This is a genomic window from Variovorax sp. GW821-FHT09D04, from assembly GCF_059416405.1.
On record NZ_JBWKPA010000004.1, the window covers coordinates 80,786 to 95,277 of the forward strand.

Annotated in this window: 6 protein-coding genes; 5 read left to right on the plus strand and 1 reads right to left on the minus strand. The window is 70.4% G+C overall.

Translation table 11 applies throughout. From position 1 onward, the window contains the following. Position 1 precedes the first annotated feature (1 nt). A complete protein-coding gene (gene hemC, locus AC07O4_RS14705) occupies positions 2-907 on the minus strand; it encodes a hydroxymethylbilane synthase (RefSeq protein WP_495304932.1) in 906 nt (301 codons plus the stop codon). 106 nt (positions 908-1,013) lie between these two features. Between hemC and ppc the strand changes: the two genes are divergently transcribed. From ppc to AC07O4_RS14730, 5 genes are all read left to right on the plus strand, one after another. Then, complete coding sequence (ppc, locus tag AC07O4_RS14710; RefSeq protein WP_070062227.1) at positions 1,014-3,860, plus strand: phosphoenolpyruvate carboxylase; 2,847 nt, start codon at positions 1,014-1,016, stop codon at positions 3,858-3,860. Between the two features lie 166 nt (positions 3,861-4,026). Beyond that, the gene (locus tag AC07O4_RS14715; RefSeq protein WP_062474298.1) at positions 4,027-4,245 is read left to right on the plus strand and encodes a hypothetical protein; all 219 of its coding nucleotides are present in this window, start codon (positions 4,027-4,029) and stop codon (positions 4,243-4,245) included. Then, a complete protein-coding gene (locus AC07O4_RS14720; protein ID WP_495304933.1) occupies positions 4,242-12,452 on the plus strand; it encodes a glycoside hydrolase family 94 protein in 8,211 nt (2,736 codons plus the stop codon). The genes AC07O4_RS14715 and AC07O4_RS14720 overlap by 4 nt, the downstream gene beginning before the upstream one ends. A gap of 35 nt (positions 12,453-12,487) precedes the next feature. Beyond that, positions 12,488-13,030 (plus strand): hypothetical protein, encoded by a 543-nt coding sequence (locus AC07O4_RS14725; protein WP_495304934.1) that lies wholly within the window; start codon positions 12,488-12,490, stop codon positions 13,028-13,030. Positions 13,031-13,241: 211 nt separating this feature from the next. Beyond that, positions 13,242-14,492, plus strand: coding sequence for an MFS transporter (locus AC07O4_RS14730; RefSeq protein WP_495304935.1), 1,251 nt, complete (start codon positions 13,242-13,244; stop codon positions 14,490-14,492).

Consider the following 14,492-nt stretch of genomic DNA (forward strand, 5'->3'; position numbering starts at 1 on the left):
ATCAGTGGGCACCGGCGTCGCGCAGCAGCCCGGCGGCGTGCTGGCCGAGGGCATCAGCCCCCGCGAAGTCGCCGGCCTCGGCCTGGGCGTGCACGCGCACCAGCGGCGCGTCGCCTTCCGGGTCGCCCCAGGCGGCGTCGATGCGCAGCGTGCCGTCGGCCTGCCGACGCGCATGGGCTGCGAGCGGCATGGAGCAGCTGCCGCCCATCGCGCGGCTCACGGCGCGCTCGGCGGTGGTGCTGAGCCAGTCGCCGCGGTGCGCCAGCGGCGCCAGCAGGTCGATGAGGTCCTGGCGGTCGGCGCGCACCTCGATGCCGAGGGCGCCCTGCCCCGCGGCGGGCAGCATGGTGTCGGGGTCGAAGGCGACGCGGATGCGGTCTTCGAGGCCCAGCCGCTTGAGCCCGGCCGCCGCCAGCACGATGGCGTCGTAATGGCCTTCGTCGAGCTTGCGCAGGCGGGTGTCGAGGTTGCCGCGCAGCGGTTCGATGCGCAGGTCGGGCCGCTGCGCGCGCAGCAGTACCACGCGGCGCAGGCTGGAGGTGCCGACCACCGCGCCCTGCGGCAGTGCGTCGAGCGAGGCGTACCGCGGCGACACCAGCGCGTCGCGCGGGTCTTCGCGCTCCAGCACGCAGGCCAGCGTGAAGCCCTCGGGCAGCTCCATCGGCACATCCTTGAGCGAATGCACGGCGATGTCGGCGCGTCCGTCTTCGAGCGCGGCTTCGAGTTCCTTGACGAAGAGGCCCTTGCCGCCGACCTTGCTCAGCGTGCGGTCCAGGATCTGGTCACCACGGGTCGTCATGCCCAGCAGGCTGACCGTGTGGCCTCGTTCTTGCAAAAGCGTTTGCACGTGTTCGGCCTGCCACAGGGCCAGCCGGCTTTCGCGCGTGGCGATCACGATGTTGCTCAAGATCGCTCCCAAAAAAGTACATGGTTTCTGACCTCTGGAATGCTAGCATGTTGCGCCGCAGCAACGGAGGCGGCGCGTCCATTCAAGTCCCCAGGAACAACATCGAATGAAAGCCAGCAAGACTCCTGCATCTCCCGCCAAGCGCCGCCAGACCGAAGACCAGCCATTGATCGACGACATCCGGCTGTTGGGCCGAATCCTCGGCGACGTGATCCGGGAGCAGGAGGGCGACGAAACCTACGCGCTGGTCGAGAAGATCCGCACCCTGTCGGTGTCGTTCCGGCGCGACGCCGACCACGCCGCCGACCGCGCGCTGAAGAACCTGCTCAAGGGCCTGAGCGCCGCCGAAACGGTGCGCGTGATCCGCGCCTTCACCTACTTCAGCCACCTGGCCAACCTGGCCGAAGACCGCCACCAGATCCGCCGCCGCACCGAGGCCGAGCGCGAAGGCGTGCAGGCCGACGGCGACCTGCAGACCGCCCTGGCCCGCATCCGCAAGGCCGGCATCAAGCCCGACGAGATCGTCGCCTCGCTGGCCCACAGCTACGTGTCGCCCGTGCTCACGGCGCACCCGACCGAAGTGCAGCGCAAGAGCATCCTCGACGCCGAGCGCGCCATCGCCCTGCTGCTGACCACGCGCGACGAGATCAAGCTGCGCCAGAACGCCTATGCGGGCGGAAAAGACGCGCTCTCGCCCATCGAGCTGGCCGACAACGAAACCCAGGTGCGCATCCGCGTCACGCAGATCTGGCAGACGCGCATCCTGCGTTTCTCCAAGCTCACCGTGGCCGACGAGATCGAGAACGCGCTGAGCTACTACGAAGCCACCTTCCTGCGCGAGATCCCGCGCGTGTACGCCGACCTCGAGAAGGCGCTGGTGCAAGGCGGGCAGACGCCCTCGGTCGCGCCCTTCCTGCGCATGGGCCAGTGGATCGGCGGCGACCGCGACGGCAACCCCAACGTCACGGCCGAGACGCTCGAGTACGCGCTGAGCCGCCAGTCGGAACTCGCGCTGCGCCACTACCTCACCGAGGTGCACTACCTGGGCGGCGAGCTGTCGCTGTCGGCCACGCTGGTCGATGTGTCGGTCGAGATGCAGGCGCTGGCCGAGCGTTCGCCCGACACCAATGAGCACCGCAAGGACGAGCCCTACCGCCGCGCCCTCACCGGCGTGTACGCGCGCCTGGCGGCCACGCTGCGCGAACTCAGCGGCGGCGAGGCCGCGCGCCATGCGGTCGCGCCGCAGAACCCGTATGCGAACGCCGAAGAATTCCTGGCCGAGCTGCGCACCATCGAGGAGTCGCTGGTCGAGAAGCACGGCACCGTGCTCGCGGCGCCGCGCCTGCGTCCGCTGATCCGCGCGGTGGAGGTGTTCGGCTTCCACCTGGCCACGGTCGACCTGCGCCAGAGCTCCGACAAGCACGAGGCCGTGATCGCCGAGCTGCTGGCCACCGCGCGCATCGAGCCCTCGTATGCGTCGCTGGCCGAAGAGGCCAAGCAGACCCTGCTGCTCAAGCTGCTCGACGACGCGCGTCCGCTGCGCGTGCCCGACGCCGACTACTCGCCGCTCGCCCGAAGCGAGCTGGCCATCTTCGCCGCCGCACGCACCGCGCGTGCACGCTACGGCGCGGCGGCCATCCGCCACTACATCATCAGCCACACCGAAACGGTGAGCGACCTGCTCGAGGCGCTGCTGCTGCAGAAGGAAGTGGGCCTGCTGCGCGGCGCGATGGACAGCAACGCGACCTGCGACCTGATCGTGGTGCCGCTGTTCGAGACCATCGAAGACCTGCGCAACGCCGCGCCCATCGTGCGCGCCTTCTATGCGCTGCCGAACATCCAGGCGCTCATCGAGCGCTCGGGTGCCGAGCAGGACGTGATGCTGGGCTACTCCGACAGCAACAAGGACGGCGGCATCTTCACCAGCAACTGGGAGCTGTATCGCGCGGGCATCGCGCTGGTGTCGCTGTTCGACGAGCTGAACAAGAAGAAAAAGAACCCGATCCGCCTGCGCATGTTCCACGGCCGTGGCGGCACGGTGGGACGCGGCGGCGGCCCGAGCTACCAGGCCATCCTGGCGCAGCCGCCCGGCACGGTGCGCGGCCAGATCCGCCTCACCGAGCAGGGCGAAGTGATCGGTTCGAAGTACGCCAACCGCGAGATCGGCCGGCGCAACCTCGAAACGCTGGTGGCCGCCACGCTCGAAGCGACTCTGCTGCCGCAGGGCAAGTCGGCGCCGGCGAACTTCCTCTCGGCCGCAGGCGAACTCTCGACCGCGAGCATGGCCGCGTACCGCAAGCTGGTGTACGAGACCCCGGGCTTCGGCGACTACTTCTTCGGCTCCACGCCGATCCGCGAGATCGCCGAACTCAACATCGGCTCGCGCCCCGCCTCGCGCAACCCGAGCCACAAGATCGACGACCTGCGCGCCGTGCCGTGGAGCTTCAGCTGGGGCCAGTGCCGCCTCACGCTGCCGGGCTGGTTCGGCTTCGGCTCGGGCGTGGAGCAGTTCCTGGCCGCCGCCGGCACCGCCGCGGGCAAGAAGGAACGCCAGGCACTGCTGCAGCGCATGTACGCGCAGTGGCCGTTCTTTCGCACGCTGCTGTCGAACATGGACATGGTGCTCGCCAAGAGCGACCTCGCGCTGGCCTCGCGCTATGCCGAGCTGGTCACCGACCGCAAGCTGCGCCAGAAGGTGTTCTCGATGATCGAGGCCGAATGGCAACGCACCTCGGACGCGCTCACGCTCATCACGGGCGCCAAGCAGCGGCTCGAGGGCAATGCCGAGATGCAGCGCTCGGTGCGCCATCGCTTCCCCTACATCGACCCGCTGCACCACCTGCAGGTCGAGCTGATGCGGCGTTATCGCGCGGGTGACGGCGGCGAGCGGCTGCAGCGCGGCATCCACATCTCGATCAACGGGGTGGCGGCGGGGCTGCGCAACACGGGCTGACCTGCACACGGCCTCCATGGACAAAGGGCGCCTTGTGCGCCCTTTCCTACGTGCGCTGTCGGCAATGAGGTACCTGTAAGGTCATTTAAAAGGGTACGGTCGGGACACGTTCACAGTTCTCGCAATCGCGCGGCAGCTCGAAGTCGTTTCACAGGAGCCCGTTGCAATGTCCGTCCCGCAGTCCCTTTCCCATTCTCAGATCGATTTCGTCGGCAGCGATTTCGAAGCCCTGGCTTCCCACATGCACCACTGTGCACGTGCCCATGGGCGATGGTTCTCGCTGCGAAGCCACATGCAACGTGTGCGCGCGCTCGCTGCGGGTCGCATTGTCACGATGGCCTGCGTGGCCGTGGTGTTGGGCATCGGCCTGTTCGCGGTCACTTGAGCGCCGCTGCCGTCGTCGACCGCCTCCAAGGGCTCAGTCACTACGCCCGGACCCTTCTGCTCGGTCCGCACGACCCGGTAGCCCTCCCGATTCGCGCCGAACTCTTCGGTGCCCAACGTTTCGAACAGCACGGCCACAGCCTGGCCCGTGCCCAGGTGGTGGAAGACGAGCACCACCGCGCGCGCAAAGGCGCGCCCTTCTTTCCGCGGGTCGACGAGAACCTCGAGTCGCTGCGCGCCGCCTTCGACTACATCGCGCTGATCTCGCTGAGCGGGCGCTATGTGTCGCCGGCAGCCGAATGGCTGCTCGACAACTTCCACCTCGTCGAGGCGCAGCTCCAGCAGATCCATGACGGCGTGCCGCGCAGCTACTACGCGCGCCTGCCCAAGCTCGTCACGCCGCCGCTGGCGGGACTGCCGCGCGTGTACGGCATTGCGTGGGCCTATGTGGCGCACACCGACAGCGTGCTCAACAAGACGCTGTTCACGGCCTTCCTCAACGCCTACCAGGACATCGACGAGCTCATGCTCGGCGAGCTGTGGGCGCTGCCCACCACCCTGCGCGTGGTGCTGCTCGAAAACCTGCGCCGCGTGGCCGAGCGCATCGCCGAGAACAAGGTCGCGCGCGAGATCGCGCATGCGGCCTGGGACGCAGCGCCGCACCTCCCGGTGCAGGACCTCGACGTGCTCTACCGCGCATTGCAGAGCCACGGCCTGCAGGACAGCTACCTCACGCAGCTGTGGCAGCGCCTGCCCGTCGAGCACGGCGACGACATGCCCGCGCTGGTGCGCTGGACCGAACAGCACTGCCCCAACGGCCCGGCGCTGATCGGCGACGCGCAGAACGCGCAGGCCGCGGCCAACCTCACAGTCGGCAACATCATCACGACCCTGCGCATGATCGGCCAGGTCGAGTGGAGCGACCTCATCGAACCGGTGAGCCGCTCGCTGCGCGTGCTGCGCGAACTGCCAAGCTTTGCGAACGAGAGCGAACTCACGCGCCAGCAGATCACGCATGCGATGGAGCAGGTGGCGCGCAGCACCGAACGGCCCGAGCGCGAAGTGGCGCAGGCCGTGGTCACGCTGGCGTTCAGTGCGCCGGCCGACGAAGCCGGCGCAGAGACCGACCGCGCCGACGGCACCGCCGGCTACTACCTCTTCGGCCAGGGCCGGCCCGCGCTGATCGCGTCGCTGCAGGCGAACGCAGCGCCGGGCCAAGCCGCACGCACCGCGCACACACGCCCCGCGCGCAGCCATCGCGGCTGGCGTCTGCCCGTCTACGTGGGGTCCGTCGCCCTCGGCACCGCGCTGCTGCTGGCCGCCGTGGTGCACGGCCTGCCGCATCGCGGCGACTGGACCGCCGTCGCGGCGTTGCTGCTGCTCGCGTGGCCGCTGTCCGAGGCGCTGATTGCATTGGCGCAACGCATCATGGCGGAGTCGGTGCGCGTGCAGGCCCTGCCACGCCTCGATTTCGCGAACGGCATTCCCGAGCGGCACCGCGCGCTCGTCGTCATGCCCACGATGCTGGGTTCGACCGCGAACAACGCCAGGCTCGCGCACCGCCTCGAACTGCACTGGCTCGCCAACCGCGAGCCCCACGCGCAGTTCGCACTGCTGACCGACTGGGCCGACGCTTCGCAAGCGGCGATGCCCGACGACGCGCCCTTGCTCGATGACGCCCAGCAACGCATCGCCGCGCTCAACGCCAAGTACCCGCCGGCCGAAGGCACGGCGCCGCGCTTCCTGCTGCTGCACCGTCCACGCAGCTGGAGCGAGACCGAGCAGCGCTGGATGGGCTGGGAACGCAAGCGCGGCAAGCTCGAAATGCTGATGCGCCTGCTGGCCAGCGGCGACGCCAGCGGCTTTCTGCCGCTCGCACCGGGCCAGCAGCTCGCGCCCGGCCGCACGCCCTATGTGCTGACGCTCGACAGCGACACGGGCCTGCCGCCCGGCGCGCTGCGCGACCTCGTGTCGATTGCCGCGCATCCGCTGAACGCGCCCGAGATCGACATGCCGAGCCGGCGCGTGGTCGCGGGCTTCGGCATCCTGCAGCCGCGCATCGTCACGCCGTTCCCGATGCGCAGTGAGCGCTCCTTCTTCCACTGGGTGTTCGCCGGGCAGTGCGGGCTCGACCCCTACGGCAGCGGCGCCTCCGACATCTACCAGGACGTGTTCGGCAGCGGCTCCTTCACCGGCAAGGGCTTGCTCAACGTGCGCGCGGTGCACGCCACGCTGAACGACCGCCTGCCCGACAGCGCCGTGCTGAGCCACGACCTGCTCGAAGGCAGCGTCGCGCGCTGCGCGATGGTCAGCGACGTGGTGCTGGTCGAAGACCATCCGCACCATGCCGGCGTGGCCGCCTCGCGCGTACACCGCTGGGTGCGCGGCGACTGGCAGCTGCTGCCGCTGATGTGGCGCGCGCGCCGTTTCGGCATCGACGCGCTGGGCCTGTGGAAGATGAGCGACAACCTGCGCCGGTCGCTGGTGGTGCCGGCGTCTTTCGCGCTGCTGGTGCTGGTGATCTTCACGCAGGCCATGCCGCTGGGCTGGGCGCTGGCGGCCGTCGGCGCGGCGCTCACGCTGGGCCCGCTGCTGGGCGCACTGGCCGGCCTGGTGCCGACACGCCGCGCCATCGAGCTGCGCCACTTCTTCGACGCGGGCGCGGTCGAGCTGCTGCGCGCCCTGGCCGGTGCGGCCTGGCAGTTCGTGCAGCTGGCGGCGCAGACGCGCCTGCTGCTCGACGCGGCCTTCCTCGCCACCTGGCGGCTGGTCGTGAGCCGCAGGCACCTGCTGCAGTGGACGACGGCCGACCAGGCGCAGGCGCAATCGAGCCAGCGCCTGAAGCCCTTCGTGCGCAGCGCGGCCCTCAGCAGCGCGGTGTGCCTGGTGCTGGCCGTGCTCGCCAACTGGAGCGCCTGGCCGGTGCTCGGCCCCCTGCTCTTCGTGCTGTGGTCGCTGGCGCCCATTGCGGCCTGGTGGGGCAGCCGTGTCGACGTGCAACCCGAAGACCCGCTCGCGCCCGCGCAACGCAGCTACCTCGAGACGCTGGCGCACGACACCTGGCGCTTCTTCGAGCACGTGGTGGGCCCGGACGACCACCACCTGCCGCCCGACAACCTGCAGCTCGAGCCGCAGCCGACCCTCGCGCACCGCACCTCGCCGACCAACATCGGCATGTACCTGCTGGCCACCTGCTGCGCGCGCGAGTTCGGCTGGATCGACACCCAAGCCCTGCTGGCGCGCCTCACGGCCACGCTCGACACCGTCGACCGCATGCACAAGCACAACGGCCACCTGTTCAACTGGTACGACACGCAGACGCTCAAGCCGCTGCCGCCGGACTATGTGTCCAGCGTGGACAGCGGCAACTTCGCGGGCCACCTCGTGGCCGTGGCACAGGCCTGCCGCGCCTTCGCAGCGGACGCAAGCTGCCAGCCCCATGAAGCACCCGCACTGGAAGCACTGGCCCGACGCTGCGACGCGCTGCACGACGGCATGGATTTCAGCGGCCTCTACGACGCCAAGCGCCACCTGTTCCACATCGGCCTGCGCGTCGAAGAGAACGTGCTCGACGCGAGCTACTACGACCTGCTGGCCTCCGAGTCGCGCCTGTTGAGCTTCCTGGCGATTGCGAAGGGCGACGTGCCGCGCCGCCACTGGATGGCACTGGGCCGGCCGTTCCTTCTGGTGGGCTTCCAGCCCAGCCTGAAATCATGGTCGGGCTCGATGTTCGAGTACCTGATGCCGGCCCTCGTGATGACCGAGCCCACCGACGGCCTGCTGCAGGTCGCCAACGCCGCGGCCATCGCCGAGCAGCAGGCCTTCGGCCGCGCGCAGAACATGCCGTGGGGCGTGTCCGAGTCGGCCTACTTCGCGCAAGACCATTCGCTGGCGTACCAGTACTCGCCCTTCGGCGTGCCCCGCCTGGCGCTGCGGCGCACGCCGCCGACCGACCGCGTGGTGGCGCCCTACGCCAGCCTGATGGCCGCGCCGTTCGCGCCCGAAGCGGCGGTGCGCAACCTCGAGCTGCTCGAATCGCTCGGCGCGCGCGGCGAGTTCGGTTTTCACGACGCGATCGACTTCACCACCTCGCGCCAGGCCGAGGGCCAGGACTTCACCGTGGTGCGCAACTTCATGGCGCACCACCAGGGCATGTCGTTGGTGGCGCTGTGCAACGTGCTGCGCGACGACGCGCCGCGCCGCTGGTTCGGCAGCGCCGCGCTGGTGCAGGCGCACGAGTCGCTGCTGCACGAGCGCACGCCGCGCCAGATCATCGGCAGCGCCGACCCGCGCACGCCGCCCGAGCCCAGCCGGGCCGAGCTGGCGCCGCTGTTCCAGCCGCGCGTGGTCGACCCGACGGGGCCGGGCTTCCAGCCCACGCACCTGCTGTCGAACGGCCGCTACACGGTGGCGCTGCGGGCCAACGGCGCGGGCGTGAGCCGCTGGCGCGCGTTCAACGTGACGCGCTGGCGCGACGATCCGCTGCGCGACAGCTACGGCACCTTCTTCTATGTACGCGACGAAGGGAAAGCCGAGCTCACCTCGCTCACCGCCCTGCCCGCGCCCGGCGCCGACTGGCACTACCGCACCCGCTTCCTGGCCGACCAGGTGCAGTTCGATGCGACCGGCCCCGGGCTGCAGGTGCGCACCACGGTGCTCATCAGCCCCGAGGACGACACCGAGTTGCGCAACATCACGCTGCACAACAGCGGCGACGAAACGCGCACGCTCGAACTCGTCTCCTACTTCGAGCCCGTGCTGTCGAACCCCAAGGCCGACGAGGCGCATCCGGCCTTTGCCAACCTGTTCGTCGAATCGCGTTGGGAACCGGCATGGCGCGCGCTGCTGCTGTCGCGCAAGCCGCGCCTGCATGGCGATGCGGTGGTGGCCGCGGTGCACTTTGTGGCCTCGGTCGATGCCAACGTGCTGTCGATCGACTGCATGACCGACCGGCGCGCCTTCATCGGCCGCAACCGCACGCTGGCCGACCCTGCGCTCGACCCGCAACCGCTCACGGCCCAGGGCAAGCAGGTGAACGGCCTGGACCCCATCGCCTGCCTGCGCGTGCGCCTGTCGATCGCGCCGGGCACCACCGCGCGCCTGAGCTTCGCCACCGCCGCCGACGAAAGCATCGAGGCGCTGATGCCCTGCATCGACCGCTACCTGCAGCCCATGCACGTGGAGCGCGCCACCCGCATGGCCGCCACGCTGGCGCAGGTGCGGCTGCGCGACCTGAGCATCGCGCCCGCGCAGAACCTGGCGCTGCAGGACCTGACGACCATCCTCACCTACACCACGCCGCGCGTGATGAGCGACCGCGGGCTGATCGACCTGCGCCAGATCTGGCGCTTCGGCATCTCGGGCGACAAGCCCATCGTGCTGGTCTACATCCACTCGATGAACGGCATGGGCCTGATCAACACGCTGCTGCGCGCGCAGCCGTGGTGGGGCTTCGGCGGCGTGGCCTGCGACCTGGTGGTGCTCAACAGCGAACCCAACTCGTACCTCATGCCGCTGCAGCGCGAGATCGAGATGCTGCGCACGCGCGTCGCGCAGCAGACGCAGAACAGCTTTCCGCGCAACGACACCGCCGGCTTCTACCTCTTGCGCGACCAAGACGTGGTGCCGTCGGAAAAGGCCGCGCTCTCCAGCCTGGCGCGCGTGGTGTTCACGGCCGACGGCCGTGCGCTCGAAGTGCAGGTGGCGGCGTTGCATGAGGCACGCAGTCCGACGATTGCGGACGACAGCAGCGCACCTGTGCAGCACCGCACGCCGCTGCTGACGCGGCAGGCAACCTCGTCGAATGTCACCGCACCCACCGGCGACTTCGATGCCGAGAGCGGCGAGTTCCGCTTCGAGGTCGGCCCCGACCGCCGCACGCCGCGCCCCTGGATCAACGTGATCGCCAACGCCACCTTCGGCTTCCAAGTGTCCGAGTGGGGCACCGGCTACACCTGGGCCGGCAACAGCCGCATGCACCAGGTCACGCCCTGGTCGAACGACCCGGTGCAGGACCCGGCCTTCGAGCACTACCTGCTGCAGGACGTCACGACACGCGAGATGCTGCCGCTCACGCCCGCTGGCGGTGGCGACGGCGCCACCCGCCACCGCGTGCGGCACGGCCAGGGCTACACCGTCTTCGAATGCCGCCAGGGCGGCCTCGCACTCGAAACCACCTTCTTCGCGGACCGCGACGAGGCCGTCAAGCTGGTGCACGTGCGCGTGCGCAACGAAGGCGCCGGCCAGCGCCGCCTGCGCGCGCTCGCGATGGTCGAGTGGCAACTGGGCGCCGCGCGCGGCGAACGGCGCACCGTGCATTGCTGGAAGCCCGAAGACCAGCCCGCCGTGTTCGGCCAGCAGCGCGAATCGAGCGCGGGCTTCGGCGGCAGCGCGGCCTTCCTGCTGCTCGCTGGCTTGCAAGGCGCGACAACCGGGGCCACGCAATGGACCTGCGACCGCAGCGAGTTCTTCGCCGGCCGCGGCATCGTCGAAGTGCCCGACACGCTGGCGCGGCGCGCCGGCAGCGGGCTCGATGCCTGCGCGGCGATTGGCGGTGAGTTCGTCGTGGCGGCCGGCGAGACCGCGCGCTTCAGCTTCGTGCTGGGCCACGCGGGCAACGCCGATGCGGCGCTCGAGCTCGCGCGCCGCTGGCGGCAGCGCGACGTGCCCGAGGCACTGGCACAGGTGCGCGGCTTCTGGGACGAGCTGCTGGGCCGCCTGCAGGTGCGCACGCCCGACCCGCTGTTCGACGCACTGGTCAACCGCTGGCTCGTGTACCAGACGCTGGCCTGCCGGCTCTGGTCGAAGGCCGGCTTCTACCAGGCCGGCGGCGCCTTCGGCTTTCGCGACCAGCTGCAGGACGCGATGGCCTTCGCGCTCACCGACCCGCCGCGCCTGCGCGCGCAGATCCTCGTGAACGCAGCGCGCCAGTTCCCCGAAGGCGACGTGCAGCACTGGTGGCACATGCCCGGCGGCGCCGGCGTGCGCACGCATTTCTCGGACGACCTGCTGTGGCTGCCCTACGCGTCGGCGCACTACATCGAGGTGACGGGCGACGCCTCGCTGCTCGACGAGATGGTCGGCTTCATCGAAGGCCCCGGCATTCCCGAGGGCGCCGAAGACGCCTACTACGCGCCGCAGAACAGCGGCCGCATGGCCACCGTGTTCGACCATGGCGCGCGCGCCATCGACCGCAGCCTGAAGACCGGCGTGCACGGCCTGCCGCTGATGGGCACCGGCGACTGGAACGACGGCATGAACCGCGTCGGCCACGAGGGCCGTGGCGAATCGGTGTGGCTCGCGTGGTTCCTGTGCAGCGTCGTCGAGCGCTTCGCGCCCATCGCGCAAGCGCGCGGCGAACACGAACGCGCCGCGCGCTGGACCGAAGCGCGCACGGGCTGGATCACCGCGCTGCACGACGCCGGCTGGGACGGCGCCTGGTTCCGCCGTGCCTTCTTCGACAACGGCGCGCCGCTGGGTTCGTCGATCAACAGCGAGTGCCGCATCGACCTGATCGCACAGGCCTGGTCGGTGCTGTCGGGCGCCTCGGACGCGGCCCACACCGGCCCGGCCATGGCCGCCATCGGCAAGCACCTGCACGACGAACCGGCCGGCCTGCTGCGGCTGCTGGCGCCGCCGTTTGCCCAGTCGACCCCCAACCCGGGCTACATCCAGGCCTACCCGCCGGGCGTGCGCGAGAACGGCGGCCAGTACTCGCACGGCGCCGTGTGGGCGCTGATGGCGCAGGCGTTGCAGGGCGACCATGAAGCGGCCTGGCAGAGCTTCGAGGGCCTGAGCCCGGCCCACCGTTCGCAGCACCCCGCGCGCGGCCCGGTCTACGAGCTGGAGCCCTATGTGATGGCGGGCGACGTCTATGGCGCCGCGCCGTATGTGGGCCGGGGCGGCTGGAGCTGGTACACCGGCTCGGCCGCGTGGCTGCACCGCGCGGCCGTCGAGACCTTGCTGGGCCTGAACGTGAAGGGCAGGCAGTTGTCGATGACGCCGCATGTGCCCGCGCACTGGCCAGGCTTCGAGCTCGCGCTGCGGCTCGGCACGCACCGGCTGACGCTGCAATGGGGCACCGTCGAAGGCGCCGCCGCGCCCACGCACCATGTGGCGGTGGGCGAATGGATCGACTGGCAGGCGCTGCCGGCGGATGCGGTGCTGCGGGTCGCTCAAGCGGCAGGCAAGGGGCAGATGACGGCGTAGGTTATGGTCCGGACCCGCTTTCACCCCGCGCATTCATGACCAAAATCCAGTTCCGCCGACGCGTCATCGTCCTGATCCTCCTGTGCGTGGCCGTGGGCGGCGGCATCGTGCGGCACTACGCGGCGCCCGGCACCACCACGCGCGACATCGCCACGCTGCTGATGGTGCTGTGGGTGCCGATCATCGGCAACGTGATCGGGTGGCTCATCGGCAAGCTGCCGCGCCGCACGCCGAAGCAGGCCCCGCCCGCGGGCTTCGACGCGCTGCCCGAGTTCACGCCGCACCTGGCCGTGGAGCTCACCTTCCGCCGCCCCTCGGTGCCGGCGCAGGACGTGCCGCTGGGCCCCGGCGAATACCGGGGCGCGCTGGTGCTCGACACCGAAGGCTTCTCGGCGCGCTGGCGCGTGCCGCAGGGCGAATCGCTGGTGCGCGGCACGCCGGTCGCGCTCGACATCGAGTTCCTCTCGCCGGCCGTCGCGCAGCCGAAGTTCGTGCAGGGCACGGCCTTTCGCGTGCTGGTCGACGAATCGTTCGTGGCCGATGGACAGGCGCTGCAGTTGCGCCCTGCCCACACTTAATCTCGGCAACTCAAAAAGACGGTGATGGCGAAAGGCGCCATTGCCGCATCCCCGGGCGGCTGCAGACAGCAAAGGGGTCGATTGTTCGCCGCAGGGAAACTGTCTACTGCTCCACCGCCCCTTGGTCGCAAGGCGGCCGGCTCGCACACTCCAATGCCCCCTCACCGGCATTGGCGTCTTCATCGCCGATGCGTTCAAGGACTGCATCTCCATGATGAATTCTTCCGGCAGCACCCCCTGCATCGACGACCTGGCGGCGCCCGCGCGCGACGCCGTGGCCGCCCCCACCCGCTCCGCGTGGCTCGCGGTCGGCTCCATTGCCGTCGGCACCTTCGCGATGGTGTCGACCGAGTTCATGCCCATCGGCCTGCTCACCGACATCGCGCGCGGCCTGAGCGTGTCGGACGGCACGGCCGGCCTGATGATCACCATGCCCGGCGTGCTCGCCGCCTTTGCCGGGCCGGCGCTGATCGTCGCGTCGGGCCGGCTCGACCGGCGCACGGTGCTGATCGCGCTCACGCTGCTCTTGATCGCCTCGAACCTGCTGGCCGCGTTCGCGCCCAACTTCACGACCATGCTGGTCGCGCGCCTGATGCTCGGCCTGGCCGTGGGCGGCTTCTGGACCTTCGCGCCCGCCGCCGCCACGCAGCTGGTGCCCGACGCCTCGAAGGCACGCGCCATGTCGCTGGTGCTGGCCGGCGTGTCGGCCGCCACGGTGCTCGGCGTGCCCGCGGGCTCGTGGCTGGGCACGATGTTCGGCTGGCGCGCCTCGTTCGCCGTGACCGGCGCGCTGGCCGCGGCCGTGCTGCTGGTGCAGCTGTGGCTGCTGCCCGCCATTCCGCCGCAACGCGCCATCGGTGCGCGCGACCTGCTCACGCCGCTCACGCGCCGCATGGCGCAGGTCGGCCTGCTCGCCGTGCTGTTCTTCATCGCCGGCCACTTCGCGGCGTACACCTACCTGAAGCCGCTGCTGCAGCAGGTGTTCGGCCTGCAGGCAAACGCGGTTTCGACGCTGCTGCTGGTCTACGGCGCGGTGGGCTTCATCGGCACCTTCCTGGGCGGCAGCCTGGTGGCGCGCAGCGTGCGCGGCACCACCTTGCTGGCGGCGCTGATGCTCGCCACGGCGCTGCTGCTGTCGACGCTGATCGGCACCGGCATGGTGGCCGGCGCGGTGGTGGTGGTGATCTGGGGCGTGGCCTTCGGCCTGATCCCGGTGGCGCTCACCGGCTGGATGATGGAAGCCGTGCCCGACGCGCAGGAAGCCGGCCAGGCCCTGCTGGTGACGGGCTTCCAGGTGGCGATTGCCTCGGGCGCGCTGATCGGCGGCCTGATGGTCGACAGCCGCGGCATCTCGCCCACCATGGTGCTCAGCGGCGTGCTGGTGCTGATCGCCGCGCTCATCGTCGGCACGCTGGGACGCGCACGCGGCGGTGCGGCGCCGCTGGCGGCCATTCCGGAGTAA